The sequence below is a fragment of the Amycolatopsis rifamycinica genome, from assembly GCF_000695625.1.
Lineage (GTDB): Bacteria > Actinomycetota > Actinomycetes > Mycobacteriales > Pseudonocardiaceae > Amycolatopsis > Amycolatopsis rifamycinica.
In genome coordinates this window covers 138,325-163,655 of the sequence record NZ_JMQI01000039.1, presented here as the reverse complement: position 1 = coordinate 163,655, position 25,331 = coordinate 138,325, and the positions used below count along the sequence as shown (strand labels likewise).

Below are 25,331 nucleotides of genomic sequence, written 5' to 3'. Positions count from 1 at the left end.
TCCCGGCGGTGGCGGCCCGGGTGGTCCCGGCGGCCCGCAGGGGCCCGACGACAGTGGTCCCGCCACTCCCCCGCCCGGCCCGGTCCGGGTGGCCCCGCCGGCGCGGCGCCGGTCCTCCGGTGTCACCCTCGGCCCGCTGCCCGTGGCCAACCTCGTCGTGCTCGAAGTCGGCCTCGCGATCGGCCTGGTCCTGCTCGCGATCGACATGTCGCTCAAGTGGGTCAGCGTCGGCATCCTCGGCTTCGCCCTCATCGTCGCGCTGCTGCGCTGGCGCGGCCGCTGGTTCACCCAGTGGGTCGGCCTGACGCTGCGCTACAGCTTCCGCTCGCACGACCGGGTGGCCGACCCGCTGCCGCCGAGCACCGTCGAAGCCATGACCGCCGAAGAGACCACGGTCACCGGCCCCGACGACGCCCGCGTCAACCTGCTCCGGATCGCCGTGCCGGACCTCGTCGTCGCGCACGGCGTCGACCACGAGCGCCAGCAGGTCGGGCTCGCCTGGAACGACGGCACGTGGACGGCGGTGCTGCTCGTCGAACCGACGCCGGCGCTGATCACCCAGGCCGACGGCGCGCCGAGCCTGCCGCTCTCGGCGCTGGCGCCCTGCCTCGAGGACCGCGGGGTGGTCCTCGACTCGATCCAGATGATCTGGCACTGCTACCCGGGCAGCGCGGCGCTGCCGTCGGACTCGCCGGCGCTGAGCTCCTACATGGAGGTGCTGGGCCCGCTGCCCGCGGCGGCGCGGCGGACGACGTGGGTGGCCATCCGGCTCGACCCCAGGCGGTGCCCGGCCGCGATCCGGGAACGCGGCGGCGGCGTCGTCGGCGCCCACCGCGCGCTGATCGGCGCGCTGTCGCGGGTGCGCAACGCGCTGGAGTCCCAGGGCGTGCCGACGCGGCCGCTCGACCCGGACGAGCTGCTGCGGGCGAGCATCTCGGCCGCGGAGCTGACCGCCGTGGCCGGCTCGCCGACCAAGGTGACGCTGCAGGAACGCTGGTCCGGCGTGACCGCGGCCGGCATCGGGCACGCGAGCTACGCCATCACCGGCTGGCCGAAGGGCAAGGTCACCAGCAGCCTCAACGCGCTGACGAGCGTCCGCGCGCTGTCGGCGACGCTGGCGATGTCGATCTCCCCGGCGTCCGACGAAGGCAAGATCGGGCTGCGCGGCGTCGTCCGGCTGAGCGCGCGGAACCCGCGTGAGCTCGACGCCGCCGAACAGCGGCTGCACGGGTTGTCCGAGCGGCTCGGGGTGGACCTGACGCCGCTGCGCGGGCTGCAGGTTTCCGCGCTCGCCGCGACGTTGCCGATCGGAGGCACAGCATGAGTTCGCGCGTCCGTGACGCCGGGCAGAACGGCGGCGTGGCCCCGGAGTTCACGGTGGACCCGGCGATGCTCGACGCCATCAGCCCCTCGGGTGACCGCGGCGGGATCGTGCTCGGCTCGGGCCTCAAGGGCGAGCCGCTGACGATCTCGGCGCTGCGTTCGACCCCCACCCGGATCGTGCTGGTGGGCGGGCTGTACCTGGCCCGCCAGGTGGCCATGCGCGCGATGGCGGTCGGCGCGTGGGTGGTGGTCGCGACCGGGCGCCCCACCGAGTGGCAGGTGCTGTCCCGGGCGGCAGGCAGCCGCGACGGACGGCCGTCACCGCTGGTGCAGATCCGCCGGCTGTCGCCGGTCGAGCTGCCGCGGCCGTCGGAGGACGCGCCGCTGCTGGTGGTGACCGACGGCGGCCCGACCCCGCAGGACCTGTTCCCGCCCCGCTCGCCCTGGCAGACGACGGTCTACGTGCTCCCGTACCTGCACCCGCAGGCGGGCGCGACGGCCAACGCGGCGGACCTGGTGCTGATGCAGCGCCTCCCGGCCGGCCAGGCCGAGCTGGCGGCCCGCATCTGGCGGCTGCCGCCCCAGATGATGCGCCAGCTGACGACGTTGAAGGACGACCAGGTGGTGGCACTGGGCCGCAACCTCTGGCGCCCCCTGCGCCTGGTCACCACGGGCAAGGAGCAGCAGCTCCTCGGCCCCGTCCGCCGCGGCGACTGAGGTCTTTTCGGACAGCCGGAAGCGGGTGGTTCCCCTCGGGGAGCCACCCGCTTCCGGTTACGGCGCAGTGCGGACGTTGCGCGTCTGTTCCGCGCGGGCCGCGAGTTCCTCGTCCGGCGGGTAGTCCACGCCGAGCAGGGTGAGGCCGTGGGCCGGGGCGACCGCGCTGTCGCGGATGCCGCTCTCCAAGACCTTCGCGGGCCACGCGTCGGTGCGGCGGCCGTCGCCGACCAGGAGCAGGACGCCGACCAGGCTGCGGACCATCGAGTGGCAGAACGCGTCCGCCGAGACCCGGACCTCCAGCAGGTGGTCGTCCACCCGGGTCCACTCCAGGTGCTGCAGCTCGCGGATCGTCGTGCCCGTGTCGCGCTGCTTGCAGTACGCCGCGAAGTCGTGCAGACCCAGCAGCTCCGCGGCCGCCGCGTTCATCGCGTCCGTCGACAGTGGACGGTTCCAGGCCAGGGTGTCGTGGCGGCGCAACGGGTCCACGCCCCACGGCGCGTCCGAGACCCGGTAGCGGTAGTGCCGGCGGATCGCCGAGAACCGGGCGTCGAAGCCCTCCGGCGCGACCCGGGCGCCCAGCACCCGGACGTCACCCGGCAGCAGGCGGTTCCAGCGGCCCACCATGCGGGTCAGGTCCGGGATGCCCTCGGAAGACACGGGAACGCGGCCTGAGGGCTCGGAAAGCGGCACCACGTCGACGTGGACCACCTGGCCCGTCGCGTGCACCCCGGCGTCCGTGCGGCCCGCCACGACCACGGACTTCGGCACGGCGGCCCCCGGCGGCTGCCGCAGCAGAGCCTCCTCCAGGACGCCCTGGACCGTGCGGCGGCCCGGCTGGCGGGCCCAGCCCGAGAAGTCCGTGCCGTCGTAGGAGACGTCCAGGCGCAGACGAACGAGCCCGCCCTCCCCGGGGGGAGTGGCGGGCTCGTCCGGTGTCGAATCGGCCGTCAGGACGTCAGTCCTTCTTGGCGTCCGCGTCTTCCGAAGCCGGGGCCTCGGTTTCGGCGGTGGTGTCCTCGACCTTGGCCTCCTCGGCGGCGGGCGCCTCGGTGGTCTCCTCGGTCGAGGTCTCCTCGGCAGCAGCCGGAGCGGCGGCCTTCTCGTCCTTGGCGAACTTCGTCTTGCGAGCGCGCTCGGCCTCGGACGTCACGGTCTTCTCGGCCACCAGTTCGATGACGGCCATGGCGGCGTTGTCGCCCTTGCGCGCCATCGTCTTGGTGATCCGGGTGTAGCCACCGGGGCGCTCCGCGAAGTGCGGACCGATCTCGGCGAACAGCTTGTGCACGACGTCCTTGTCACGGACGACCTTCTGCACCTGACGGCGGTTGTGCAGGTCGCCCCGCTTCGCCTTCGTGATCAGCTTCTCGGCCAGCGGGCGAACCCGGCGGGCCTTCGCCTCGGTGGTCGTGATCTTGCCGTGCTCGAACAGCTGCGTGGCCAAGTTGGCCAGGATCAGCCGCTCGTGCGCGGACGACCCGCCGAGCCGGGCTCCCTTGGTAGGGGTGGGCATTGGTTCTCCTAGTTCAGCTCACAGCGTCCAGGCACAAAGCCTCAGAGCTGCTCGGTCTCTGCGTAGTCCTGGCCATCGTCGTGGCCGTCCGAAATCCCGTCGGCGATGCCGCCGACACCCTCCGACCAGCCTTCACCGTCGTAGCTCGCGGCCGCCGCGGTCGGGTCGAACCCGGGCGGGCTGTCCTTGAGCGCGAGGCCGAGGCCGACGAGCTTCAGCTTGACCTCGTCGATCGACTTGGCGCCGAAGTTGCGGATGTCGAGCAGGTCCGCCTCGCTGCGCGAGACCAGCTCGCCCACCGTGTGGATGCCCTCGCGCTTGAGGCAGTTGTACGACCGGACGGTGAGGTCCAGGTCCTCGATCGGCATCGCGTAGGCGGCGATGGTGTCCGCCTCCTGCGGCGACGGGCCGATCTCGATGCCCTCGGCGTCGACGTTCAGCTCGCGGGCGAGACCGAACAGCTCCACCAGCGTCTTGCCGGCCGACGCGACCGCGTCGCGCGGCGTGATCGACGGCTTGGTCTCGACGTCCAGGATCAGCTTGTCGAAGTCGGTGCGCTGCTCGACACGGGTCGCCTCGACCTTGTACGTCACCTTCAGGACCGGCGAGTAGATCGAGTCGACCGGGATCCGGCCGATCTCCGCGCCCGCCTGCTTGTTCTGCAGGGCGGGAACGTAACCGCGGCCGCGCTCGACGACGAGCTCGATCTCGAGCTTGCCCTTGCCGTTCAGCGACGCGATGTGCAGGTCCTGGTTGTGCACGGTGACGCCGGCCGGCGGCACGATGTCGGCCGCCGTGACCTCACCCGGGCCCTGCTTGCGCAGGTACATGGTGACCGGCTCGTCCTCTTCCGAGGACACCACGAGCTCCTTGAGGTTCAGGATGATGTCGGTGACGTCTTCCTTCACCCCGGGAACGGTGGTGAATTCGTGCAGCACGCCGTCGATGCGGATGCTCGTCACGGCCGCGCCCGGGATGGACGACAGCAGCGTGCGCCGCAGCGAGTTGCCGAGCGTGTAGCCGAAGCCGGGCTCCAGCGGTTCGATGGTGAACCGGGAGCGGGTCTCGTTGACCGTCTCTTCGCCGAGAGCCGGCCGCTGGGAAATCAGCATTTCTTCCTGGTTCCTTTCCAGACGACGCCCGCCATATGACGTCGAAGGGATGGCGCGGCGGCGGCGCACCTGTCGCGCCGCCGCCTTGTCCGACGGTGCCGGACTACTTCGAGTAGAGCTCGACGATCAGCTGTTCCTGAACCGGAACGTCGATCTGCGCACGCTCCGGGAGCTGGTGGACCAGCACGCGGAGGTTGGACTGGACGACCTGCAGCCACGCCGGGATCGGGCGGTCGCCGAAGGACTCCTTCGCCGCCACGAACGGCAGCATGCCCATGGACTTCGGCCGCACGTCGATGATGTCCCACTTGGTGACCTGGAACGACGGGACGTTCACCTTCTGGCCGTTGACCAGGAAGTGGCCGTGGCTCACCAGCTGGCGCGCCTGGCGGCGCGTGCGGGCGATGCCGGCGCGGTAGATCACGTTGTCCAGGCGGGACTCGAGGATCTGCAGCAGGTTCTCACCGGTCTTGCCCGGACGCCGGACGGCTTCCTTGTAGTACCGGACGAACTGACGCTCGAGAACGCCGTAGGTGTAGCGAGCCTTCTGCTTCTCCTGCGACTGCAGGAGGTACTCGGACTCCTTGATGCGCCCGCGGCCGTGCTGGCCCGGCGGGTAGGGGCGACGCTCGAAAGCCTGGTCGCCGCCGATGAGGTCAACCTTGAGGCGACGCGAAATACGCGTCGCGGGGCCGGTGTAACGAGCCATTTCTTCTTACTCCTCCCCGTTCCTCAGACCCGGCGCCGCTTGGGCGGGCGGCAGCCGTTGTGAGGCTGCGGGGTCACGTCCTGGATGGTGCCGACCTCGAGGCCGGCCGCCTGCAGCGAGCGGATCGCCGTCTCGCGGCCCGAACCCGGGCCCTTCACGAAGACGTCGACCTTCTTCATGCCGTGCTCGGCGGCCTTGCGGGCAGCGTTCTCGGCGGCCATCTGCGCGGCGAACGGGGTGGACTTGCGCGAGCCCTTGAAGCCCACGTGACCACTCGACGCCCACGCGATCACGGCACCGGTCGGGTCCGTGATCGAGACGATGGTGTTGTTGAAGGTGCTCTTGATGTGCGCGTGACCGTGCGCGACATTCTTCTTTTCCTTGCGGCGGACCTTCTTGGCCCCGGCCGCAGTACGAGACTTCGGTGGCATGTTGTGAGGGATCTCCTGTTAGCGCGCGTTCTCTTGGTGAGCGGCGACCGCTTCGGCCTGGCCGCGCCGGATGATCGAACCGGCGTCGGTGTACAGGTTGCGGAGCGCCATCGGGCGGGCGTAGAGCGCCTTGGGCGAGACACAAGCCGAGCCGCGGCGGTGAACGCCACCCATCTGCACGACCTTCTTGCCCTGGACGCTCACTTCTTGCCAGCCTTCTTCTTGCCGGCGACCGTCTTCTTCGGACCCTTGCGGGTGCGGGCGTTCGTCTTGGTGCGCTGACCACGGACGGGAAGGCCGCGGCGCCAGCGAAGGCCCTCGTAGCACCCGATCTCGATCTTCCGACGGATGTCGGCGTTCACCTCACGGCGAAGGTCACCCTCGACCTTGAAGTTCTCTTCGATGTACACACGCAGTTTCGCGAGGTCGTCATCGCTGAGGTCCTTGACGCGGGTGTCCGCGTTGAGCTCGGCAGCCTTGATGAGCTGCTTCGAGCGGGTACGGCCGATGCCGTAGATGTAGGTAAGCGCGATCTCCAACCGCTTTTCGCGGGGGAGGTCTACGCCAGCGAGTCGTGCCATTGGCGCTGATGCTCCTTCTTCGGTTTCATCTTCAGGTCTGCTCCCCGTCCGGTTCCGGGACCGACTCGCCTGTCGTGCCCTCGGCTTGCGCTTCGGGTGTCCCGGCCCCGGCCTGAAGCCCGGGGGTGAACCGGTTCGCTCTCGTGAACCGGCAGGTGCGGGGAGGTTGTGTAGCCGTCAAGCCACTCTGGTCGAGTGCTGGGTAATCAGCCCTGCCGCTGCTTGTGCCGCAGGTTCTCGCAGATCACCATGATCCGGCCGTGACGGCGGATCACCTTGCACTTGTCGCAGATCTTCTTGACGCTCGGCTGGACCTTCACGTCTTCTGCTCTCCTGCTGTTGAGCTGCTCTTCGTGATCACTTGTAGCGGTAGACGATGCGACCACGAGAGAGGTCGTAGGGCGACAGCTCCACGACAACCCTGTCCTCGGGCAGGATGCGGATGTAGTGCTGCCGCATCTTGCCGCTGATGTGTGCCAGGACCTTGTGACCGTTCTCCAACTCGACGCGGAACATCGCGTTGGGGAGCGGCTCGACTACGCGGCCTTCGACCTCGATGGCCCCGTCTTTCTTCGCCATGTCCTCCGCATTTCCCTGTCGGTATCGTCTGTCGCCACACCTGATCAACTCGAGCACTGGTGCCGGGTTGGGTGTTGCGTGGCACACTGGTGCCCGAGTCCCAGTAGACCGTGAAATCACGAGCGCGCAGGATCCGGGCGCGATAAGTGCGCCGACTTGACAGTGTACGCAACCCGTGTCGCGACCCCCAAACCGGGGGTGAGCATGGTAGAGGTTCACCGCGTTGACTGAACGTCAACGGACGAAAGCCCAGGTCAGGCGTCTTCCGGGGCGGTGAGCACCCAGGGGCCGTCTTCGGTGATCGCGACGGTGTGCTCCCAGTGGGCGGCCCGGGAGCCGTCCGCCGTGACGACCGTCCAGCCGTCGTCCAGCTCGCGGGTCTCGCCGCCACCGCCGGTGAGCATCGGCTCGATCGCCAGCGCCATGCCGGGCTTCAGCCGCGGGCCCTTGCCGGGCTTGCCGACGTTCGGCAGGAACGGGTCCATGTGCATCTGGCGGCCGATGCCGTGGCCGCCGTACTCGACGATCATCCCGTACTCGATGCCGTCGTCGCGGCTCGCGCGCTCGGCGGCGGACTGGACGGCGTAGGAGATGTCGGTGAGCCGGCCGCCGGCGGTGACCGCCTCGATGCCGGCCCACATCGCCGCCTCGGTCGCCGCGGACAGCGCGAGGTCGGCGTCGGAGACCTTGCCGATGGCCAGCGTGACGGCGGAGTCGCCGTGCCAGCCGTCGAGGATGGCACCGCAGTCGACGGAGATGATGTCGCCGTCGGCCAGCACCTGGGTCTTCGCCGGGATGCCGTGGACGATCTGCTCGTTGACCGAGGCGCAGATCGACGCCGGGAAACCGTGGTAGCCCTTGAACGACGGCACCGCGCCGGCGTCCCGGATCGTCTGCTCGGCCAGCTCGTCGAGCTCGGCCGTGCTGACGCCCGGTTTCGCCGCCGCGCGGACCGCCGCGAGCGTGCGGGCGACGACGAGGCCGGCGGCCCGCATCGCCTGCAGCTCGTCCGGGGTCTTGACTTCGATCATGCGCCCACGGCGGAGCACTTGCAGAACACGCAATCCTCCGAGGTTCACGTGCGGTCGCGCAGCGCTTCCAGGACCCGGCCGGAGATCTCCTCGACACTGCCGACACCGTCGACGGTCACCAGGATGTCGGCGTAGTACTCCAGCAGCGGCGCGGTGTCCGACACGTAGATCTGCTGACGGCGGCGGATGACCTCTTCGGTGTCGTCCGCCCGGCCGCGCGACATGAGCCGCGCGACGACGACGTCCTCCGGGACCTGCAGCTGGATCACGGCGTCGAGCGAGACGTCCGCGTCGCCGAGGATCTCGCCGAGGACCTCGGCCTGCTTGGTGTTGCGGGGGAAGCCGTCGAGCAGGAAGCCGACCTTGGCGTCCGGCTCGGCGAGCCGCTCGCGGACCATCTCGTTGGTCACCGTGTCGGGCACGAGCTCGCCCGAGTCCAGGTAGCGCTTCGCCTCCTGGCCGAGCGGCGTCTCCTGGCCGACGTGGGCGCGGAACAGGTCACCGGTCGAGATGTGCGGGATGCGCAGCTGCTCGGAGAGGGCCACCGCCTGGGTGCCCTTGCCCGCGCCGGGCGGGCCGACGAGAACCAGGCGCGTCACTTCAAGAACCCTTCGTAGTTGCGCTGCATCAGCTGGCTTTCGATCTGCTTCACGGTGTCGAGGCCGACACCGACCATGATCAGCACAGCCGTGCCACCGAACGGGAAGTTCTGGTTGTTCCCGCTACCGGTCAGAGACAGGAAGAAGTTCGGAAGGATCGCGATGATGCCCAGGTACAGCGAGCCCGGCAGGGTGATCCGGCCGAGCACGAAGCTCAGGTACTCGGCGGTCGGGCGGCCGGGGCGGATGCCCGGGATGAAGCCACCGAACTTCTTCATCTCCTCCGCACGCTCGTCCACGTTGAACGTGATCGTGATGTAGAAGTACGTGAAGAAGATGATCAGCGCGAAGTACAGCAGGATGTGCACCCAGCTGGACTGGTTCACGATGTAGTTCTTGATGAACACCTGCCAGCCGGAGTTGCTGTTCTGGTCGCCGACGAGGCGGCTGATCAGGTCCGGCAGGTACAGCAGGGACGACGCGAAGATGACCGGGATGACACCGGCCTGGTTCACCTTGATCGGCAGGTAGGTCGACGTGCCGCCGTACATCCGGCGGCCGATCATGCGCTTGGCGTACTGCACCGGGATCCGGCGCTGCCCCTGCTCGACGAAGATGACGCTGGCGATGATCACCAGGCCGAAAGCGCAGACGACGGCCAGGCCGAGGCCACCCGCGTTGCTGAGGATGTTCCCGCCCTCGACCGGGATGCGGGCGGCGATGTTCAGGAAGATCAGGACGGACATGCCGTTGCCGACGCCGCGCTCGGTGATCAGCTCGCCCAGCCACATCATGACGGCGGTGCCCGCGGTCATGGTGATGACGATGATCGCCAGCGAGTAGACGCTGTTGTCCGGGATGATCGGCTGGTCGCAGTCCGGGAAGAGCTGCTTGCGGTCCGCGAGCGCGACCACGCCGGTGGCCTGCAGGATCGCCAGCGCGATCGTCAGGTACCGGGTGTACTGGGTCAGCTTGCCCTGGCCGGACTGCCCTTCCTTCTTCAGCTCCTCGAACCGCGGGATGACCACGGTGAGCAGCTGGATGATGATGCTCGCCGTGATGTACGGCATGATGCCGGTCGAGAAGAGCGACAGCTGCAGCAGCGCACCACCGCTGAACAGGTTCAGCAGCTGGTAGACGCCCTCCTGCTGCGCCTGGGAGCTACAGGCCTGTACGGCACCGTACGAGATGCCGGGCGCCGGAATGGTCGCACCGATTCGGTAAACCGCGACGATGGCTAGCGTGAACAGGATCTTCTTGCGTAGATCCGGCGTCGCGAGAGCCGAGCGGAAGGCGCTGAGCACGCGGGGGACCTCCTCGGCGTCGTCGGCTGTCCTAACCGACGATCGGCTTGGCCGGCACGGGGCCGGCGGGAACACACAGCACTACTGGCACGCAAGCCAGGAACGCTTCGGGGCACACTCGTCCCGAAGCGTGTCGCCGACTCTAACAGCTTCACAGGGCGTGTCCGCAGTCCGTGTGCGTTTTCCGTACCAAGGTTGCTCCGGCGGGTTGATCCACATCGCCGTCTTGGCCGTATTCCTTGACAGGATGTGACTCAGGCGTTCGATGTCGCGAGCACGCTGGCCAGGCCGACGAGGACCACACCGGTCCCCCGGTCGACGTTGCGCCGGGCCCGCCGCGACAGCCTGATCGTCTTCACCGCGGCGCCGACGCCGACGTAGACCGAGCCTGCCAGGAACTCGGCCAGCAGGTAGACCGCGCCGAGCACCGCGATCTGGCCGGAAAAGGACCCGTGACCTGCGTCGATGAACTGCGGGACGAAGGCGGTGAAGATCAGGATCGCCTTCGGGTTGGTGATGGCGACACCGAACTCCTTGCGGGTGACGCGCCAGGCCGTCGTGGGGGTGTCCGGTAGCTCTTTCGGGGTGTTTTCCCCGCGGAAGGTGGACCAGAGCAGGCGCAGGCCGAGGAAGAGCAGGTAGGCGGCACCGGCCCACTTGATGAGCGTCAGCGCGGTCTCGGAGGCGGCCAGGAGCTGCCCGAGCCCGGCCGCGACGGCGGCGATCAACAGGGTGAAAGCGGCCAGCCGGCCGCCCAGCCCGGCGAGGCCGTGGCGAACACCGTGCGTCATCCCGTGGTGGAGGCCGAGCAGGTTGTTCGCCCCTCGTAAGGGCGACGAGCACGGAGGCGCCGAAGAAGACCCACACGTGTTCACCGTAGCGGCGGATCGCCGGGCTCGTCGGGTGGCAGGACGGTGATGGCGACCCCGGAGGGCGGCGTCGGGGTGTCGGCGTAGGCGACGGCCGGATCGGCCCAGCCGGGCCTGCGGAGGGGAAGGTGGGCGAGCACCGCCGCGGCGGCGGCCGACAGGGTCGCCAGGACCAGCAGCCACATCCCGGGCCCGGTGGAGACCTCCAGGTTCAGCTCCTCCCCGGCGATGGCGGAGAGCTCGAACCGGCTCATCCCGATGGTGGTGACGACACCCGCGGCGAAAACGGCCCCGGCCGACAGCAGCCACCGCGTGAGGCCCCGATCAGGCCGCGAGAAGCCCGCGAACGCCGCGGCGGCCAGGAGGGCGACAGCGACGATCACGGGGATGCCGAAGGGCACACCGGGGCGATCGGTGGGCTCCTGGCCGGAGACTCCGATCCGGGTGCCCCAGGCGGTCTCGGTGACGGTCAGCCGGGCGACGCCGAAGCCCTGGCGGAAGTCGAGTTCCTGGAGCATCTGGAAGAGCGGCAGGAAGCAGCCGCCGACGGCCAGCAGGGCGGCCAGGGTGGCAAGGACCGCCGGGAGGGTGCGGGGCAGGCGGGACGCCGCTGTCTCTGCCGTTGGGCCGGGGGCGGGGGTTGGGGCGGGCCCGGGGGCGGGCTGGGGTGCGGCGGCGGCCTTCGGCAGTTCGGCGACCGGGAACGGCAACGGTGCGCCGGGCGGTGGTGTGGGCGGTGGTGTGGCCGCTGAGGGGAAGGCCAACGGGTCGCCTTGCCGCGGCAGGATGGCCTCGGCGGCGGAGCCCACCGGTGCCCCGGCTCCCGGCTCGACACCCGCGAGCTTCGGCGCCTCGACCGGGAAGCTCAGCGGCGAGTCCGCCGCGCCGGCCGGTTCCGGGGGCTCCTGTGCGGATCTGTCCACCCTGGTGATCCTCCGCCCGGATCCGGCGTCCGGCAAGGAAGCCCGGCGAGGAAGTCCGGCACCACGAGAACGCCGAAGGCCCGCCTGGCGGAGCCAGACGGGCCTTCGAACGCGAGAACGAGCCTCAGTTGGTGGTGGCGGAGCCACCGGCCGCTTCGAGCTTCTCCTTGGCGGAGCCGGAGAACGCGTCGGCGGTGACGTTCAGCTTGACGCCGTTCACGTCGCCGTTGCCGAGGACCTTCACCAGCTTGCCCTTGCGGACCAGACCGCCCTTGACGAGCTCCTCGGCACCGATGGTGCCGCCGTCCGGGAAGACGCGGGCGATGTCGCCCACGTTCACCGGCTGGTACTCGGTGCGGAAGCGGTTCTTGAAGCCGCGGAGCTTCGGGAGCCGCATCTGGATGGGCATCTGCCCACCCTCGAACCGGGCCGGCACGTTCTTCCGGGCCTTGGTGCCCTTCGTACCGCGGCCGGCCGTCTTGCCCTTCGAACCTTCACCACGGCCCACGCGGATCTTGTCGCGCTTGGCGCCCGGAGCCGGACGCAGGTGGTGGATCTTGATGGCCGTCATGCCTTGACCTCCTCGACCTCCACCAGGTGGCGGACGGTGTGGATCAGGCCGCGCACCTGGGGGCTGTCTTCACGCACGACGCTCTGGCGGATCTTGCGCAGCCCGAGGGTGCGCAGCGACTCGCGGTGAGCGTGCTTCGTGCCGATCTTGCTCTTGACCTGGGTGACCTTGAGCTGTGCCATGTCAGACCACCTGGCCCGCGCGCTGGCGCAGCATCCGGGCCGGAGCGACGTCCTCGAGGGGCAGGCCACGGCGGGCCGCCACCTCTTCGGGACGCTGCAGGCCCTTCAGGGCCGCCACGGTCGCGTGCACGATGTTGATCGCGTTGTCGGAGCCGAGCGACTTCGACAGCACGTCGTGGACACCCGCGCACTCCAGCACGGCGCGCACCGGGCCACCGGCGATGACGCCGGTACCGGCGGAAGCCGGGCGGAGCAGCACCACACCGGCGGCTTCCTCACCCGTGATCGGGTGGGGAATGGTGCCGCCGACGCGCGGGACGCGGAAGAAGTTCTTCTTCGCTTCCTCGACGCCCTTGGCGATGGCCGCGGGAACTTCCTTGGCCTTGCCGTAGCCGACGCCGACCTGACCGTCGCCGTCGCCGACGACCACCAGGGCGGTGAAGCTGAAGCGACGACCACCCTTGACGACCTTGGCGACGCGGTTGATCGTCACGACCTTCTCGAGGTGCGGGGTCTTGTCCTGGCCGGCCCCGCCACGGCCGCTGTCGCGCCGGTCCCGGCCGCCACCGCGGCGGTCATTGCGGTCGTTGCCGCCCTGCCCGCCGGGTCCGCCCTGTCCGCCGCCGAATTGCCGTGTACGTCCCGGCATCAGGCTTTCCTTCCGTTAACAAGCTTCTGCATCGTCAGAACTCCAACCCCGCCTCACGGGCGGCGTCGGCGAGCGCGGCGATGCGGCCGTGGTAGGCGTTGCCCCCACGGTCGAACACCACAGCCGAGATCCCGGCGTTCTTGGCCCGCTCGGCGACGAGGGCGCCGACCTTGGCGGCCTTGGCCTTCTTGTCGCCGTCGGCCGACCGGACGTCCGCCTCGAGGGTGGACGCCGACACCAGCGTGTGGCCGGCGAGGTCGTCGATCACCTGCACGGCGATGTGCCGCGAGGACCGCTTGACGACCAGGCGCGGACGCTGCTCGGTGCCCGAGACCTTCTTGCGGAGCCGGAAGTGCCGACGGGCCTTCGCGACGCGGCGGCGGGTCGAGATGTCCTTGCCCACCGGCTTGCGCTTCGTAGTCGTGTCGCTCATGATCACTTACCCGTCTTTCCGACCTTGCGGCGGATCTTCTCACCCTCGTAGCGCAGGCCCTTGCCCTTGTACGGGTCCGGGCGCCGCAGCTTGCGGATGACGGCCGAGATCTGGCCGACCTTCTGCTTGTCGATGCCCGAGACCGAGAACCGGGTGGGGGTCTCCACCTTGAAGGTGATGCCCTCCGGAGCCTCGATCTTGACCGGGTGCGAGTAGCCGAGGGCGAACTCGAGGTCCGAGCCCTTGGCCTGCACGCGGTAACCGACGCCGTGGATTTCCATCTTCTTCTCGTAGCCGGCGGTGACGCCGACGACGAGGTTGTTCACCAGCGTGCGGGTGAGCCCGTGCAGCGCCTTGCTGGTGCGCTCGTCGTCCGGGCGCTTGACCAGCAGCGTGCCGTCCTCGTCGCGCTCGACGGTGATCGGCTCGGCGACGGTGTGCTCCAGGGTGCCCTTCGGCCCCTTGACCTTGATCAGCTGACCGTCGATGGTCACCTCGACCCCGGAAGGGACGGCGACCGGCAGCTTTCCGATGCGTGACATGCCTGTTCCCCTTCCCTTACCAGACGTAGGCGAGGACTTCGCCGCCCACGCTGTTGCGCTTGGCCTGCCGGTCGGTCTGCAGACCACCGGAGGTCGAAATGATCGCGATGCCCAGACCGCCGAGCACGGACGGCAGTTCGGTCGATTTTGCGTAGACCCGCAGACCGGGCTTGGAGACGCGCCGCAGGCCGGCGATGCTCCGCTCACGGTTGGGGCCGTACTTGAGCTCGACGACGAGGTTCTTGTGCTTCTCGCCCGGCTCGTCGTGGTAACCCGCGATGTAGCCCTCGCGCTTGAGGATCTCGGCGATGTTCGCCTTGAGCTTCGAGTGCGGGAGCTTGACCTCGTCGTGGTACGCCGAGTTCGCGTTGCGCAGACGCGTCAAGAAGTCTGCGATGGGGTCGGTCATCGTCATGGTGACCTGTCAACCTTTCTCGCCTGGTTCCCCGCCGCCGGTAATGCGAGCGGCGGGGCCTGTGGCGAAGTGGGAGTTAAAAAGAAGCTCTTACCAGCTGGACTTGCGGACGCCGGGCAGCTCGCCCGCGTGTGCCATCTCGCGAAGGCAGATCCGGCAGAGCCCGAACTTGCGGAACACGGCGTGCGGGCGGCCGCACCGCTGGCAGCGGGTGTAGGCGCGCACGGCGAACTTCGGCTTCTTCGCGGCCTTGTGAACCAGTGCTTTCTTGGCCATCGGCTCAGTTCTCCTTGAACGGGAAGCCGAGCTTGCGCAGCAGCGCCCGGCCCTCGTCGTCGTTCGTGGCGGTCGTGACGACGGTGACGTCCATGCCGCGCGGGCGGTCGATGGAGTCGGGGTCGATCTCGTGGAACATCGACTGCTCGTTGAGACCGAACGTGTAGTTGCCGTGGCCGTCGAACTGCTTCGGCGAAAGCCCGCGGAAGTCGCGGATACGCGGCAGCGCGATGGTCAGCAGCCGGTCGAGGAACTCCCACATCCGGTCGCCGCGCAGCGTGACGCGCGCACCGATCGGCTGACCTTCACGCAGCTTGAACTGCGCGATGGACTTGCGGGCCTTCCGGACCTCCGGCTTCTGGCCGGTGATCAGGGCGAGATCCTTGATCGCGCCCTCGATCAGCTTGCTGTCGCGGGCGGCGTCGCCGACGCCCATGTTCACGACGACCTTCGTCACGCCCGGGATCTGGTGGACGTTGGCGAAGGAGAACTCAGCCTGCAGCTGGCCCTTGATTTCCTCGCGGTACCGCACCTTGAGGCGCGGCGAGGTCTTCTCTGCGGTGGTCATCAGATGTCCTTACCGTTCCGGCGCGAGATCCGGACCTTCTTGCCGTCCTCGCCGATGCGGTAACCCACCCGGGCCGGCTTGCCGTCCGAGTCGACGACCATCACGTTCGAGACGTGGATGGGCGCCTCCTGCGTGACGATGCCGCCGGACTGCGCACCGCGCTGGGTCTGGCTGATCCGCGTGTGCTTCTTGATCCGGTTCACGCCCTCGACCAGCACGCGCTCGCGCTCCGGGTAAGCCTGGATGACCTTGCCCTTGGCGCCCTTGTCCTTGCCGGCGATGACGACGACCGTGTCGCCCTTCTTCACCTTCATCACAGCACCTCCGGCGCGAGCGAAATGATCTTCATGAACTTTCGGTCGCGCAGCTCGCGGCCCACCGGACCGAAGATGCGGGTGCCGCGGGGCTCGTTGTCGTTCTTGATGAGCACGGCGGCGTTCTCGTCGAACCGGATGTAGGAACCGTCCGGACGACGGCGCTCCTTGACCGTGCGGACGATGACGGCCTTGACGACGTCGCCCTTCTTCACCCCGGCAGCCGGGATGGCGTCCTTCACGGTGGCGACGATGATGTCGCCGATGCCGGCGTAGCGCCGCCCGGAGCCACCGAGAACGCGGATGCAGAGGATTTCCTTCGCACCCGTGTTGTCGGCTACCCGAAGCCGCGACTCCTGCTGGATCACGTCAACTCCTGTATGTCGCGCCGGTTCTCGCCCGCTTGTGAGGTTTCACATTGGCGAGCCTTGCGGAACTAAAGACTCCGAAGAGCCCTGCTTACTTGGCCTTCTCCACGATCTGCACCAGGCGCCACCGCTTCGTCGCCGACAGCGGGCGGGTCTCCATCAGGGTGACCCGGTCGCCCACGCCCGCCTCGTTGTTCTCGTCGTGCACCTTCACCTTGGAGGTGGAGCGGACGACCTTCGAGTAACGGGGGTGCTTCTTGCGGTCCTCGAGCTCGACCACGATCGTCTTGTTCATCTTGTCCGAGACGACGTAGCCCTCGCGGACCTTGCGGTCGTTCCGGGCCGGCGTCTCGGTGGTGGGCTCGCTCATGCGGCACCTTCACTCTCGGCGTCGGGGGCAACGGACAGGCCGAGTTCGCGCTCGCGCATGACCGTGTAGATCCGCGCGATGTCCGTGCGGACGGTGCGCAGACGGCGGTTGTTGTCGAGCTGACCGGTCGCCATCTGGAAGCGGAGGTTGAACAGCTCCTCCTTGTATTCCTTCAGACGCAGGACGAGCTCTTCCGCGGTGAGCTCACGCAGCTCCGATGCCTGAGCGGCACCTGCGTTAGCCATCAGAACTCACCACCTTCACGGGTCACGATGCGGCACTTCATGGGCAGCTTGTGGATCGCGCGGCGCAGCGCCTCGCGAGCCGTCTCCTCGTTCGGGAACGAGATCTCGAACATCACGCGGCCCGGCTTCACGTTCGCGATCCACCACTCCGGCGAACCCTTACCGGAACCCATCCGGGTCTCGGCCGGCTTCTTGGTCAGCGGGCGGTCCGGGTAGATGGTCGTCCACACCTTGCCACCACGCTTGATGTGACGGGTCATGGCGATACGAGCGGACTCGATCTGCCGGTTCGTCACGTAGCTGTGCTCAAGCGCCTGGATGCCGTACTCGCCGAAGCTGACCTTCGTGCCACCCTTGGCGGCGCCGTGGCGCTTCGGGGAGTGCTGCTTCCGGTGCTTGACCCTGCGCGGGATGAGCACGTCTCAGCCCTCCGTCTTTTCTGCGGTCTCGGTGGCCGGGGCCGCCGGGGCCTCGGTCGTGGCGGCAGCGGCGGCCCGACCGGCTTCGGTCGAGGTCGCCGTCGTGCCCGACGCGCCGGAACGACGCGGGCGGGACGGCCGGTCGCTGCGGTCGCGGTCACGACCGCCACGCGGCGCGCGCTCGGCGGCGTCGCGGGCCTCGCGGGCCTTCAGGCCACCGACGAGCTCACCCTTGTAGATCCACACCTTGACGCCGATGCGACCGAACGTCGTCTTGGCCTCGAAGAAGCCGTAGTCGATGTCGGCGCGCAGCGTGTGCAGCGGGACGCGGCCATCGCGGTAGTGCTCGGAGCGGGACATCTCGGCACCGCCGAGACGACCGCCGCACTGCACGCGGATGCCCTTGACCTGCGGCGAGCGCATGGAGGTCTGGATCGCCTTCCGCATCGCGCGGCGGAACGCCACGCGGTTGGAGAGCTGCTCCGCGACCGCCTGGGCGACCAGCTGGGCGTCGGCCTCGGGGTTCTTGACCTCGAGGATGTTCAGCTGGACCTGCTTCTTGGTCAGCTTCTCCAGCGCGCCGCGGATCCGGTCGGCCTCCGCACCGCGGCGACCGATGACGATGCCCGGCCGGGCGGTGTGGATGTCCACGCGGACGCGGTCACGGGTGCGCTCGATCTCGACCTTGGAGATGCCCGCGCGCTCCATGCCGGTGGCGAGGAGCTTGCGGATCTTGACGTCCTCGGCCACGTACTCGGCGTACTGCTTGTCGGCGTACCAGCGCGACTTCCAGTCCGTGGTGATACCCAGGCGGAAACCGTGCGGGTTGATCTTCTGGCCCACTACCGGCCACCTGCCTTCTTCTTGCTCTGAGCCTTCTGCGCGACGGCGGGACGCGACTCCACCTCGACGGTGATGTGGCTGGTCCGCTTGCGGATCCGGTACGCGCGGCCCTGGGCCCGCGGCCGGATGCGCTTGAGGGTCGGGCCCTCGTCGGCGTACGCGTTCTTGACCCAGAGCGTCTCCGGGTCCAGCTGAAGGTTGTTCTCGGCGTTGGCCACGGCGCTGGCGAGCACCTTCGCGACCGGCTCGCTGGCCGCCTGCGGGGCGAACCGGAGCACGGCCAAGGCGTCGGCGGCGCTACGTCCCTTGATGAGCTCGATCACCCGGCGCACCTTGGTCGGCGAGTCCCGGACGAAGCGAGCCCGCGCGTACGCCGTAGGCAGAGCCTCGGTCGTCGCGTCGTTCTGGGCGTTCATCGCTACTTCCCTTGTTCTCTCTCGTGCCCGCTCAGCGGCGGCGCGACTTGCGGTCGTCCTTGATGTGGCCCTTGAAGGTCCGCGTCGGGGCGAACTCGCCCAGCTTGTGACCCACCATCGCCTCGGTGACGAACACCGGGACGTGCTTCCGACCGTCGTGCACCGCGATCGTGTGACCCAGGAAGTCCGGGATGATCGTGGAGCGGCGCGACCAAGTCTTGATCACGGTCTTCTTGCCCGATTCGTTCAGCGCGTCCACCTTCTTGAGCAGGTGGTCGTCCACGAACGGGCCCTTTTTGAGGCTACGTGGCATTTGGTTCTACCTCCCTGCTCAGCGCTTGTTCTTGCCGGTGCGACGGCGGCGGACGATGAGGGCGTCGGACGCCTTGCGGCGACGCGTGCGGCCCTCGGGCTTACCGTTCGGGTTGACCGGGTGGCGACCACCGGAGGTCTTGCCCTCACCACCACCGTGCGGGTGGTCGACCGGGTTCATGACGACACCGCGGACCGTGGGGCGCTTGCCGCGCCAGCGGTTGCGGCCGGCCTTGCCCCAGTTGATGTTGGCGTGGTCGGAGTTGCCGACCTCGCCGACCGTGGCGCGGTTGCGCACGTCCACGTTGCGGATCTCGCCCGAGGGGAGACGCAGCTGGGCGTACGGACCGTCCTTGGCGACGAGCTGCACCTTCGCGCCGGCGGACCGCGCCATCTTCGCGCCGCCACCGGGGCGGAGCTCGATCGCGTGGATCACGGTGCCGACCGGGATGTTGCGCAGCGGCAGGTTGTTGCCCGGCTTGATGTCGGCCCGGGGGCCGTTCTCGACGGTGTCGCCCTGCTTCAGCTTCTCCGGCGCGATGATGTAGCGCTTCTCGCCGTCGGCGTAGTGCAGCAGCGCGATGCGAGCGGACCGGTTGGGGTCGTACTCGATGTGCGCGACCTTGGCGGGGATGCCGTCCTTGTCATTGCGACGGAAGTCGATGACGCGGTAAGCGCGCTTGTGGCCGCCACCCTTGTGCCGGGTGGTGATCTTGCCGGACGAGTTGCGACCGCCCGAACCGCTCAGCGGACGAAGCAGCGACTTCTCCGGGGTGGAGCGGGTGATCTCGGCGAAGTCCGAGACGCTCGAACCGCGACGACCCGGGGTCGTCGGCTTGTACTTGCGGATGCCCATTGTCAGCTCAGTCCTTTACGCGGTGGGTCCGCCGAAGATCTCGATCGCCTTGCTTTCGGGCGAAAGAGTCACGATGGCGCGCTTGGTGTCCTTGCGCTTGCCGAAGCCGGCGCGAGTCCGCTTCCGCTTGCCCTGCCGGTTGGCCGTGTTGACGCTGACCACCTTGACGCCGAACACCTTCTCGACCGCGATCTTGATCTGGGTCTTGTTGGCGTCCGGGCGGACGATGAACGTGTACTTGTGGTCCTCGAGCAGCCCGTAGGACTTCTCGGAGATGACCGGCGCGAGCAGGATGTCGCGGGGGTCCGGAATGGCGACCGAACTCACTTCTCGTCACTCCCTTCCGTGACCTCGCCCGAGCGCGCGGAAGCCTTGACGGTCTTCCCGCGGACGGGGCCGGCGACGAACGCGTCGTACGCGGCCTTGGTGAACACGACGTCGTCGTTGACCAGCACGTCGTAGGTATTGAGCTGGTCCGCCCAGAGGATGTGCACCTCGGGCAGGTTCCGCAGGGAAACCCAGCTCAGCTCGTCGGCCCGGTCCAGCACCACGAGCACGCGCTTCGCGGCCGTGACGGCGGCGAGGGCGGCGCGGGCTGCTTTCGTGGACGGCTTCTCGCCGGTCACCAGCTCGGTGACGACGTGCAGCTGGCCGGCGCGGGCCCGGTCGGAGAGGGCGCCACGCAGGGCGGCGGCCTTCATCTTCTTCGGGGTGCGCTGGGTGTAGTCACGCGGCGTGGGGCCGTGGACGACGCCACCGCCGGCGAACTGCGGCGCGCGGGTCGAACCCTGGCGGGCACGGCCGGTGCCCTTCTGCCGGTACGGCTTCTTGCCGCCACCGGAGACCTCACCACGGGTCTTCGTGTCGTGCGTGCCCTGGCGCGCGGCGGCCTGCTGGGCCACCACGACCTGGTGCATCAGCGCGACATTGGCCTGCACGTCGAAGATCTCCTCGGGGAGGTCCACGGTGCCGTCGGCTTTACCGGCCGGGGTCTTCAGCTCGACGCTTGTCATTCGGAGTTACCACCCTTCGCGGCGCTGCGAACGAACAGCACGCCGCCCTTGGGACCGGGCACGGCGCCCTTGATCAGCAGCAGGCCGTCGTCGGCACGCACGGCGTGCACGGTCAGGTTCTGCGTGGTGACCCGGTCGTTGCCCATCCGGCCCGCCATGCGCAGGCCCTTGAAGACGCGGCCGGGGGTGGCGCAGCCACCGATGGAACCCGGCTTGCGGTGCACGGCCTGGGCACCGTGGCTCGCGCCCTGGCCCTTGAAGCCGTGGCGCTTCATGACACCCGCGTAGCCCTTGCCCTTGCTGGTCCCGGTCACGTCGACCTCGACGCCGGCGGCGAACACCTCGGCGGTGATCTCCTGGCCGACCTCGTAGGTCTCGGCGTCGGTGGTGCGCAGCTCGGCGAGGAACCGGCGCGGGGTCACGCCCGCCTTGTCGAAGTGGCCGGTGCGCGGCTTGTTCACCTTGCGCGGGTCGACCGCGCCGAACGCCAGCTGCACGGCCTTGTAGCCGTCCTTCTCCTGGGTCCGAACCTGGGTGACCACGTTCGGACCGGCCTTGACGACGGTGACCGGGACAACCCGGTTCTGCTCGTCGAAGACCTGGGTCATGCCGAGCTTGGTGCCCAGGATGCCCTTCATCTGCCTGTCAGACATGAGTCTCTTATCTCCGCCGCTCGCCCAACGCTTACTGGATGTTGACGTCGACGCTCGCCGGCAGGTCGATGCGCATGAGCGCGTCGACCGTCTTCGGCGTCGGGTCGAGGATGTCGATCAGACGCTTGTGCGTGCGCATCTCGAAGTGCTCGCGCGAGTCCTTGTACTTGTGCGGCGAGCGGATGACGCAGTAAACGTTCTTCTCGGTGGGCAGCGGCACCGGCCCGACAACCCGGGCGCCGGTGCGCGTGACCGTCTCCACGATCTTGCGCGCCGAGGTGTCGATCGCCTCGTGGTCGTAGGCCTTGAGCCGGATGCGGATCTTCTGTCCCGCCATGGTGGCTGCTCGTTCCTTGTCGTCTCGTGCCGCTATCTCACAAAACCCCGCCGGGTGTCCCCACCCTGGCCGGGTTTCCGCAGTTCAACGGCCCTGTCCCCGGTCCACGCGGTCGGGCGTGTCGCGCCCGACGCACAGACGGATCCCGCGGGATCGTCGTCTTGCCTGGTCTTCCTCAACGTGAGGAGGCTATGAGCCGGCTGGACCGCCTCACTGCCCTTGCCCGCTCGCCTCACCCGAAGGGAAGAGCTCCGCGGACCGTGGCCACTCGCACCGAGGCGGCCGGACCCTCTCGAAGTAGACCTCGAAGGGATCGGCCGCCCCAGGACGAGCAACCAAAATAGTGTCGCACACGTGAGTTGACGCCCTGCACCCGGGGGTGTATTACCCGGGCGCAGGGCGCCTACGTCACTTGATGATCTTGGTGACCTGGCCCGCGCCGACGGTCCGGCCACCCTCACGGATGGCGAAGCGCAGACCCTCGTCCATCGCGACCGGCTGGATCAGCTGGACCGAGATGTCGGTGTTGTCGCCCGGCATGACCATCTCGGTGCCCTCGGGGAGGGTCACGACGCCGGTCACGTCGGTGGTGCGGAAGTAGAACTGCGGGCGGTAGTTGTTGAAGAACGGGGTGTGACGGCCACCCTCGTCCTTCGACAGGATGTAGACCCGGCCCTCGAAGTCGGTGTGCGGGGTGGTGGTGCCCGGCTTCACGACGACCTGGCCGCGCTCGACGTCCTCGCGCTTGATACCGCGGACCAGCAGGCCGACGTTGTCGCCCGCCTGGCCCGAGTCGAGCAGCTTGCGGAACATCTCGACACCGGTGACGGTGGTCTTGGTCGACTTCTCGCGGATACCCACGATCTCGACCTCTTCGTTGACGTTGATCTGGCCGCGCTCGACGCGACCGGTCACCACGGTGCCACGACCGGTGATGGTGAAGACGTCCTCGATCGGCATCAGGAACGGCTTGTCGAGCTCACGCACCGGGTCGGGCACGTTGTCGTCGACGGCGCTCATCAGCTCGAGAACGGCCTCGGACCACTTCTCGTCGCCCTCGAGGGCCTTCAGGCCGGAAACGCGCACGACCGGCGCGTCGTCGCCCGGGAACTCCTGCGAGGACAGCAGCTCGCGGACCTCCAGCTCGACGAGCTCGAGGATCTCCTCGTCGTCGACCATGTCGGCCTTGTTCAGCGCGACCACGATGTAGGGCACGCCGACCTGGCGGGCGAGCAGCACGTGCTCACGGGTCTGCGGCATCGGGCCGTCGGTGGCGGCCACGACCAGGATCGCGCCGTCCATCTGGGCGGCACCGGTGATCATGTTCTTGATGTAGTCCGCGTGACCGGGGGCGTCCACGTGGGCGTAGTGACGCTTCTCGGTCTGGTACTCGACGTGCGAGATGTTGATCGTGATGCCGCGCTGCTTCTCTTCCGGCGCGTTGTCGATCTGGTCGAACGCCCGCGACTCGTTCAGCTCCGGGTACTTGTCGTGCAGCACCTTGGTGATGGCCGCGGTCAGAGTCGTCTTGCCGTGGTCAACGTGACCGATGGTGCCGATGTTGACGTGCGGCTTGGTCCGCTCGAATTTCGCCTTCGCCACTGGAATGTCCTCCTGGACTGATTTCGCTTTGTGCTCGTGGGGCGGCGTGGCTGCCGCCCCACGATTGTTCCTTCGTCGGTGCTGCGGACGTTCAGGAGAGTCCCTTAATGCCCGCGAGCGCTGGGGGGGGACTTACTCCCCCGTCGCCTTCGCGATGATTTCCTTCGCGACGTTCGCGGGAACCTCGGCGTAGGAGTCGAACACCATGGAGTAGTTCGCCCGGCCCTGGGTGCGGGACCGCAGGTCGCCGACGTAGCCGAACATCTCCGACAGCGGGACCAGCGCCTTCACGACGCGGGTACCGGACCGCTCCTCCATGGCCTGGATCTGACCACGGCGGGAGTTGAGGTCACCGATGACGTCACCCATGTAGTCCTCGGGCGTGGTCACCTCGACCGCCATCATCGGCTCCAGGATCACCGGGCCGGCCTTCTTCGCGGCTTCCTTCATCGCCATGGAACCGGCGATCTTGAACGCCATCTCCGAAGAGTCGACCTCGTGGTACGCACCATCCAACAGGGTGAACTTCAACCCGACGAGCGGGTAGCCGGCCAGGACGCCGTACTGCATCGCGTCCTGCGCGCCCGCGTCCACCGACGGGATGTACTCCCGCGGCACGCGACCACCGGTCACCTTGTTGTCGAACTCGTAGAGCGCGCCGTCGGTGCGCTCGAGCGGCTCCAGCTTCACGATGACCTTCGCGAACTGGCCGGAACCACCGGTCTGCTTCTTGTGGACGTAGTCGAGCTTGTCGACCGTCTTCTTGATCGTCTCGCGGTAGGCGACCTGCGGCTTACCGATGTTCGCCTCGACCTTGTAGTCGGACTTCATCCGGTTCACCAGCACCTCGAGGTGCAGCTCGCCCATGCCCGCGATGATCGTCTGGCCGGTGTCCTCGTCCAGCTTCACCTGGAACGTCGGGTCCTCTTCGGCCAGCTTCTGGATCGCCAGGGACAGCTTCTCCTGGTCGGCCTTCGTCTTCGGTTCGATCGCGACCCGGATGACCGGCTCGGGGAACGTCATCGACTCCAGCACGATCGGGTTCTGCGGGTCCGCCAGGGTGTCACCCGTGGTGGTGTCCTTCAGCCCGATGACCGCGTAGATGTGGCCGACCTGGGCGTCGTCGACCGGGTTCTCCTTGTTGGAGTGCATCTGGAAGATCTTCCCGATGCGCTCCTTGCGCTCCTTGGTCGCGTTGATGACCTGCGCGCCGGAAGCGACCTTGCCCGAGTACACCCGGATGTAGGTCAGCTTGCCGAAGAACGGGTGCGCGGCGATCTTGAACGCGAGCGCGGCGAACGGCTCGTCGACCGACGCCTTGCGGGTCGCCGTGGTCTCGCCGTCGGGCAGCAGGCCCTCGACGGCCGGGACGTCCAGCGGCGACGGCAGGTAGTCGATCACCGCGTCGAGCATGGGCTGCACGCCCTTGTTCTTGAACGCGGAACCGGCCAGGACCGGGAAGGCCGCCCGGGTGATCACGAGCTTGCGGATGCCGGACTTGATCTCGGCCTCGGACAGCTCTTCGCCCTCGAGGAACTTCTCCATCAGGGAGTCGTCGGTCTCGGCGACGGTCTCGACCAGCTTCTCGCGGTACTCCGCGGCCCGGTCGGCCAGATCGGCCGGGATCTCCTCGACGGCGTAGTCCTCGCCCTTCTGCACCTCGCCGCGCCAGACCAGGGCCTTCATGCGGACCAGGTCGACGACGCCTTCGAAGTCGTTCTCGGCGCCGATAGGCAGCTGGATGGCCAGCGGCTTGACGCCGAGGCGCTCCTCGATGGTGCGCAGGGTGTAGTAGAAGTCCGCACCCAGCTTGTCCATCTTGTTGACGAAGCAGATGCGCGGGACGTCGTACTTGTCCGCCTGCCGCCAGACCTGCTCGGACTGCGGCTCGACACCTTCCTTGCCGTCGAAGACGGCGACCGCGCCGTCGAGCACCCGCAGGTTGCGCTCCACCTCGACGGTGAAGTCGACGTGCCCGGGGGTGTCGATCAGGTTGATCTGGTGGTCGTCCCAGAAGGTGGTGGTGGCAGCCGAGGTGATGGTGATACCCCGCTTCTGCTCCTCCTCCATCCAGTCCATGGTGGCCGCGCCGTCGTGGACTTCACCGATCTTGTAGTTGACCCCGGTGTAGAACAGGATCCGCTCGGTGGTCGTCGTCTTGCCGGCGTCGATGTGGGCCATGATGCCGATGTTGCGGACCTTGTTCAGGTCGGTCAGCACTTCACGTGCCACGAGAGTGTTCCCCTGTTCTCAAGC

General features: G+C 68.4%; 39 protein-coding genes. 2 read left to right on the top strand and 37 right to left on the bottom strand.

Features of this window, described 5'->3' with window-relative positions; all coding sequences use genetic code 11:
* Nucleotides 1–142: 142 nt before the first annotated feature.
* Nucleotides 143–1,324: a type VII secretion protein EccE gene (eccE, locus tag DV20_RS18710; RefSeq protein WP_043782001.1), complete on the top strand. Its 1,182-nt coding sequence runs from the start codon at nt 143–145 to the stop codon at nt 1,322–1,324.
* Complete coding sequence (locus DV20_RS18705; protein ID WP_043781968.1) at nt 1,321–2,040, top strand: hypothetical protein; 720 nt, start codon at nt 1,321–1,323, stop codon at nt 2,038–2,040. The genes eccE and DV20_RS18705 overlap by 4 nt, the downstream gene beginning before the upstream one ends.
* Nucleotides 2,041–2,097: 57 nt before the next feature.
* Here DV20_RS18705 and truA read toward each other — a convergent pair whose 3' ends face one another.
* The 37 genes from truA to fusA form a co-directional block, all read right to left on the bottom strand.
* On the bottom strand, nt 2,098–2,925 hold the full coding sequence (truA, locus tag DV20_RS18700; protein ID WP_084093548.1) for a tRNA pseudouridine(38-40) synthase TruA: 828 nt from the start codon (nt 2,923–2,925) through the stop codon (nt 2,098–2,100).
* Nucleotides 2,926–2,998: 73 nt separating this feature from the next.
* Nucleotides 2,999–3,553: a 50S ribosomal protein L17 gene (rplQ, locus tag DV20_RS18695; RefSeq protein WP_043781963.1), complete on the bottom strand. Its 555-nt coding sequence runs from the start codon at nt 3,551–3,553 to the stop codon at nt 2,999–3,001.
* A gap of 41 nt (nt 3,554–3,594) precedes the next feature.
* A complete protein-coding gene (locus DV20_RS18690) occupies nt 3,595–4,686 on the bottom strand; it encodes a DNA-directed RNA polymerase subunit alpha (protein ID WP_268747432.1) in 1,092 nt (363 codons plus the stop codon).
* Nucleotides 4,687–4,768: 82 nt separating this feature from the next.
* Entirely contained in the window at nt 4,769–5,374 is a 606-nt protein-coding gene (gene rpsD, locus DV20_RS18685) for a 30S ribosomal protein S4 (RefSeq protein ID WP_043781959.1), read from the bottom strand.
* Nucleotides 5,375–5,397: 23 nt separating this feature from the next.
* Entirely contained in the window at nt 5,398–5,805 is a 408-nt protein-coding gene (gene rpsK / locus DV20_RS18680; RefSeq protein ID WP_004558885.1) for a 30S ribosomal protein S11, read from the bottom strand.
* 18 nt (nt 5,806–5,823) lie between these two features.
* Nucleotides 5,824–6,009, bottom strand: a complete 186-nt coding sequence (locus DV20_RS18675) for a hypothetical protein (RefSeq protein WP_004558884.1) — start codon at nt 6,007–6,009, stop codon at nt 5,824–5,826.
* Nucleotides 6,006–6,386 carry a 30S ribosomal protein S13 gene (rpsM, locus tag DV20_RS18670; RefSeq protein WP_034285908.1) on the bottom strand — a complete coding sequence of 127 codons (381 nt, stop codon included), beginning with the start codon at nt 6,384–6,386 and terminating at the stop codon, nt 6,006–6,008. Before rpsM ends, DV20_RS18675 begins: the two co-directional genes overlap by 4 nt.
* 206 nt (nt 6,387–6,592) lie before the next feature.
* Complete coding sequence (gene rpmJ, locus DV20_RS18665) at nt 6,593–6,706, bottom strand: 50S ribosomal protein L36 (RefSeq protein ID WP_004558882.1); 114 nt, start codon at nt 6,704–6,706, stop codon at nt 6,593–6,595.
* A gap of 37 nt (nt 6,707–6,743) precedes the next feature.
* Complete coding sequence (gene infA / locus DV20_RS18660; protein WP_004558881.1) at nt 6,744–6,965, bottom strand: translation initiation factor IF-1; 222 nt, start codon at nt 6,963–6,965, stop codon at nt 6,744–6,746.
* A gap of 254 nt (nt 6,966–7,219) precedes the next feature.
* Nucleotides 7,220–7,996 (bottom strand): type I methionyl aminopeptidase, encoded by a 777-nt coding sequence (map, locus tag DV20_RS18655; protein ID WP_043781957.1) that lies wholly within the window; start codon nt 7,994–7,996, stop codon nt 7,220–7,222.
* 44 nt (nt 7,997–8,040) lie between these two features.
* On the bottom strand, nt 8,041–8,595 hold the full coding sequence (locus DV20_RS18650) for an adenylate kinase (RefSeq protein ID WP_043781954.1): 555 nt from the start codon (nt 8,593–8,595) through the stop codon (nt 8,041–8,043).
* Nucleotides 8,592–9,899, bottom strand: a complete 1,308-nt coding sequence (secY, locus tag DV20_RS18645; RefSeq protein ID WP_043781952.1) for a preprotein translocase subunit SecY — start codon at nt 9,897–9,899, stop codon at nt 8,592–8,594. Before secY ends, DV20_RS18650 begins: the two co-directional genes overlap by 4 nt.
* A gap of 254 nt (nt 9,900–10,153) precedes the next feature.
* Nucleotides 10,154–10,690, bottom strand: a complete 537-nt coding sequence (locus DV20_RS18640) for a LysE family translocator (protein ID WP_235190874.1) — start codon at nt 10,688–10,690, stop codon at nt 10,154–10,156.
* An 80-nt stretch (nt 10,691–10,770) separates the two neighbouring features.
* On the bottom strand, nt 10,771–11,691 hold the full coding sequence (locus DV20_RS47010; RefSeq protein ID WP_268747431.1) for a hypothetical protein: 921 nt from the start codon (nt 11,689–11,691) through the stop codon (nt 10,771–10,773).
* 124 nt (nt 11,692–11,815) lie between these two features.
* A complete protein-coding gene (rplO, locus tag DV20_RS18630; protein ID WP_043781950.1) occupies nt 11,816–12,262 on the bottom strand; it encodes a 50S ribosomal protein L15 in 447 nt (148 codons plus the stop codon).
* The gene (gene rpmD / locus DV20_RS18625; RefSeq protein ID WP_020662785.1) at nt 12,259–12,444 is read right to left on the bottom strand and encodes a 50S ribosomal protein L30; all 186 of its coding nucleotides are present in this window, start codon (nt 12,442–12,444) and stop codon (nt 12,259–12,261) included. The genes rplO and rpmD overlap by 4 nt, the downstream gene beginning before the upstream one ends.
* Before the next feature lies 1 nt (nt 12,445).
* Nucleotides 12,446–13,093: a 30S ribosomal protein S5 gene (rpsE, locus tag DV20_RS18620; protein ID WP_043781947.1), complete on the bottom strand. Its 648-nt coding sequence runs from the start codon at nt 13,091–13,093 to the stop codon at nt 12,446–12,448.
* A 34-nt stretch (nt 13,094–13,127) separates the two neighbouring features.
* On the bottom strand, nt 13,128–13,526 hold the full coding sequence (rplR, locus tag DV20_RS18615) for a 50S ribosomal protein L18 (protein WP_043781997.1): 399 nt from the start codon (nt 13,524–13,526) through the stop codon (nt 13,128–13,130).
* A gap of 2 nt (nt 13,527–13,528) precedes the next feature.
* Nucleotides 13,529–14,068, bottom strand: a complete 540-nt coding sequence (gene rplF, locus DV20_RS18610) for a 50S ribosomal protein L6 (RefSeq protein ID WP_043781945.1) — start codon at nt 14,066–14,068, stop codon at nt 13,529–13,531.
* Nucleotides 14,069–14,084: 16 nt separating this feature from the next.
* Nucleotides 14,085–14,483, bottom strand: a complete 399-nt coding sequence (gene rpsH, locus DV20_RS18605) for a 30S ribosomal protein S8 (RefSeq protein ID WP_004558871.1) — start codon at nt 14,481–14,483, stop codon at nt 14,085–14,087.
* Nucleotides 14,484–14,573: 90 nt separating this feature from the next.
* The gene (locus tag DV20_RS18600) at nt 14,574–14,759 is read right to left on the bottom strand and encodes a type Z 30S ribosomal protein S14 (protein ID WP_004558870.1); all 186 of its coding nucleotides are present in this window, start codon (nt 14,757–14,759) and stop codon (nt 14,574–14,576) included.
* Nucleotides 14,760–14,763: 4 nt separating this feature from the next.
* Nucleotides 14,764–15,327: a 50S ribosomal protein L5 gene (rplE, locus tag DV20_RS18595; protein WP_043781944.1), complete on the bottom strand. Its 564-nt coding sequence runs from the start codon at nt 15,325–15,327 to the stop codon at nt 14,764–14,766.
* Entirely contained in the window at nt 15,327–15,641 is a 315-nt protein-coding gene (gene rplX, locus DV20_RS18590; RefSeq protein WP_013222610.1) for a 50S ribosomal protein L24, read from the bottom strand. Before rplX ends, rplE begins: the two co-directional genes overlap by 1 nt.
* The gene (gene rplN, locus DV20_RS18585) at nt 15,641–16,009 is read right to left on the bottom strand and encodes a 50S ribosomal protein L14 (protein WP_004558867.1); all 369 of its coding nucleotides are present in this window, start codon (nt 16,007–16,009) and stop codon (nt 15,641–15,643) included. Before rplN ends, rplX begins: the two co-directional genes overlap by 1 nt.
* Nucleotides 16,010–16,100: 91 nt before the next feature.
* Entirely contained in the window at nt 16,101–16,379 is a 279-nt protein-coding gene (rpsQ, locus tag DV20_RS18580; protein WP_043781942.1) for a 30S ribosomal protein S17, read from the bottom strand.
* Nucleotides 16,376–16,624: a 50S ribosomal protein L29 gene (rpmC, locus tag DV20_RS18575; protein WP_013222608.1), complete on the bottom strand. Its 249-nt coding sequence runs from the start codon at nt 16,622–16,624 to the stop codon at nt 16,376–16,378. Before rpmC ends, rpsQ begins: the two co-directional genes overlap by 4 nt.
* Nucleotides 16,624–17,043, bottom strand: a complete 420-nt coding sequence (gene rplP, locus DV20_RS18570; protein ID WP_004558864.1) for a 50S ribosomal protein L16 — start codon at nt 17,041–17,043, stop codon at nt 16,624–16,626. The genes rpmC and rplP overlap by 1 nt, the downstream gene beginning before the upstream one ends.
* 3 nt (nt 17,044–17,046) lie before the next feature.
* Complete coding sequence (rpsC, locus tag DV20_RS18565) at nt 17,047–17,886, bottom strand: 30S ribosomal protein S3 (protein ID WP_013222607.1); 840 nt, start codon at nt 17,884–17,886, stop codon at nt 17,047–17,049.
* On the bottom strand, nt 17,886–18,302 hold the full coding sequence (rplV, locus tag DV20_RS18560) for a 50S ribosomal protein L22 (protein WP_003102079.1): 417 nt from the start codon (nt 18,300–18,302) through the stop codon (nt 17,886–17,888). The genes rpsC and rplV overlap by 1 nt, the downstream gene beginning before the upstream one ends.
* A gap of 31 nt (nt 18,303–18,333) precedes the next feature.
* Nucleotides 18,334–18,615 carry a 30S ribosomal protein S19 gene (gene rpsS, locus DV20_RS18555; protein ID WP_003102083.1) on the bottom strand — a complete coding sequence of 94 codons (282 nt, stop codon included), beginning with the start codon at nt 18,613–18,615 and terminating at the stop codon, nt 18,334–18,336.
* 18 nt (nt 18,616–18,633) lie between these two features.
* Nucleotides 18,634–19,470, bottom strand: coding sequence for a 50S ribosomal protein L2 (rplB, locus tag DV20_RS18550; protein ID WP_043781934.1), 837 nt, complete (start codon nt 19,468–19,470; stop codon nt 18,634–18,636).
* Between the two features lie 15 nt (nt 19,471–19,485).
* A complete protein-coding gene (rplW, locus tag DV20_RS18545; protein ID WP_003102087.1) occupies nt 19,486–19,797 on the bottom strand; it encodes a 50S ribosomal protein L23 in 312 nt (103 codons plus the stop codon).
* A complete protein-coding gene (gene rplD / locus DV20_RS18540) occupies nt 19,794–20,483 on the bottom strand; it encodes a 50S ribosomal protein L4 (RefSeq protein WP_043781930.1) in 690 nt (229 codons plus the stop codon). The genes rplW and rplD overlap by 4 nt, the downstream gene beginning before the upstream one ends.
* Nucleotides 20,480–21,136: a 50S ribosomal protein L3 gene (rplC, locus tag DV20_RS18535; RefSeq protein WP_043781926.1), complete on the bottom strand. Its 657-nt coding sequence runs from the start codon at nt 21,134–21,136 to the stop codon at nt 20,480–20,482. The genes rplD and rplC overlap by 4 nt, the downstream gene beginning before the upstream one ends.
* A gap of 31 nt (nt 21,137–21,167) precedes the next feature.
* Nucleotides 21,168–21,473, bottom strand: coding sequence for a 30S ribosomal protein S10 (rpsJ, locus tag DV20_RS18530; RefSeq protein ID WP_003102098.1), 306 nt, complete (start codon nt 21,471–21,473; stop codon nt 21,168–21,170).
* A 408-nt stretch (nt 21,474–21,881) separates the two neighbouring features.
* Nucleotides 21,882–23,075: an elongation factor Tu gene (gene tuf, locus DV20_RS18525; RefSeq protein ID WP_043781921.1), complete on the bottom strand. Its 1,194-nt coding sequence runs from the start codon at nt 23,073–23,075 to the stop codon at nt 21,882–21,884.
* A gap of 132 nt (nt 23,076–23,207) precedes the next feature.
* Nucleotides 23,208–25,307 carry an elongation factor G gene (gene fusA / locus DV20_RS18520; RefSeq protein ID WP_043781919.1) on the bottom strand — a complete coding sequence of 700 codons (2,100 nt, stop codon included), beginning with the start codon at nt 25,305–25,307 and terminating at the stop codon, nt 23,208–23,210.
* Between the last annotated feature and the right edge of the window lie 24 nt (nt 25,308–25,331).

Excerpts from the sequence above, each read along its gene's own strand:
- DV20_RS18705 (WP_043781968.1), top strand. The coding sequence starts at position 1,321 with ATGAGTTCGCGCGTCCGTGACGCCGGGCAGAACGGCGGCGTGGCCCCG.
- rplQ (WP_043781963.1), bottom strand. The coding sequence starts at position 3,553 with ATGCCCACCCCTACCAAGGGAGCCCGGCTCGGCGGGTCGTCCGCGCAC.
- rpsD (WP_043781959.1), bottom strand. The coding sequence starts at position 5,374 with ATGGCTCGTTACACCGGCCCCGCGACGCGTATTTCGCGTCGCCTCAAG.
- rpsK (WP_004558885.1), bottom strand. The coding sequence starts at position 5,805 with ATGCCACCGAAGTCTCGTACTGCGGCCGGGGCCAAGAAGGTCCGCCGC.
- rpsM (WP_034285908.1), bottom strand. The coding sequence starts at position 6,386 with ATGGCACGACTCGCTGGCGTAGACCTCCCCCGCGAAAAGCGGTTGGAG.
- infA (WP_004558881.1), bottom strand. The coding sequence starts at position 6,965 with ATGGCGAAGAAAGACGGGGCCATCGAGGTCGAAGGCCGCGTAGTCGAG.
- map (WP_043781957.1), bottom strand. The coding sequence starts at position 7,996 with ATGATCGAAGTCAAGACCCCGGACGAGCTGCAGGCGATGCGGGCCGCC.
- DV20_RS18640 (WP_235190874.1), bottom strand. The coding sequence starts at position 10,690 with ATGACGCACGGTGTTCGCCACGGCCTCGCCGGGCTGGGCGGCCGGCTG.
- rplO (WP_043781950.1), bottom strand. The coding sequence starts at position 12,262 with ATGACGGCCATCAAGATCCACCACCTGCGTCCGGCTCCGGGCGCCAAG.
- rpmD (WP_020662785.1), bottom strand. The coding sequence starts at position 12,444 with ATGGCACAGCTCAAGGTCACCCAGGTCAAGAGCAAGATCGGCACGAAG.
- rpsE (WP_043781947.1), bottom strand. The coding sequence starts at position 13,093 with ATGCCGGGACGTACACGGCAATTCGGCGGCGGACAGGGCGGACCCGGC.
- rplR (WP_043781997.1), bottom strand. The coding sequence starts at position 13,526 with ATGAGCGACACGACTACGAAGCGCAAGCCGGTGGGCAAGGACATCTCG.
- rplF (WP_043781945.1), bottom strand. The coding sequence starts at position 14,068 with ATGTCACGCATCGGAAAGCTGCCGGTCGCCGTCCCTTCCGGGGTCGAG.
- rpsH (WP_004558871.1), bottom strand. The coding sequence starts at position 14,483 with ATGACGATGACCGACCCCATCGCAGACTTCTTGACGCGTCTGCGCAAC.
- DV20_RS18600 (WP_004558870.1), bottom strand. The coding sequence starts at position 14,759 with ATGGCCAAGAAAGCACTGGTTCACAAGGCCGCGAAGAAGCCGAAGTTC.
- rplE (WP_043781944.1), bottom strand. The coding sequence starts at position 15,327 with ATGACCACCGCAGAGAAGACCTCGCCGCGCCTCAAGGTGCGGTACCGC.
- rplX (WP_013222610.1), bottom strand. The coding sequence starts at position 15,641 with ATGAAGGTGAAGAAGGGCGACACGGTCGTCGTCATCGCCGGCAAGGAC.
- rpsQ (WP_043781942.1), bottom strand. The coding sequence starts at position 16,379 with ATGAGCGAGCCCACCACCGAGACGCCGGCCCGGAACGACCGCAAGGTC.
- rpmC (WP_013222608.1), bottom strand. The coding sequence starts at position 16,624 with ATGGCTAACGCAGGTGCCGCTCAGGCATCGGAGCTGCGTGAGCTCACC.
- rplV (WP_003102079.1), bottom strand. The coding sequence starts at position 18,302 with ATGAACGCCCAGAACGACGCGACGACCGAGGCTCTGCCTACGGCGTAC.
- rpsS (WP_003102083.1), bottom strand. The coding sequence starts at position 18,615 with ATGCCACGTAGCCTCAAAAAGGGCCCGTTCGTGGACGACCACCTGCTC.
- rplB (WP_043781934.1), bottom strand. The coding sequence starts at position 19,470 with ATGGGCATCCGCAAGTACAAGCCGACGACCCCGGGTCGTCGCGGTTCG.
- rplD (WP_043781930.1), bottom strand. The coding sequence starts at position 20,483 with ATGACAAGCGTCGAGCTGAAGACCCCGGCCGGTAAAGCCGACGGCACC.
- rplC (WP_043781926.1), bottom strand. The coding sequence starts at position 21,136 with ATGTCTGACAGGCAGATGAAGGGCATCCTGGGCACCAAGCTCGGCATG.
- rpsJ (WP_003102098.1), bottom strand. The coding sequence starts at position 21,473 with ATGGCGGGACAGAAGATCCGCATCCGGCTCAAGGCCTACGACCACGAG.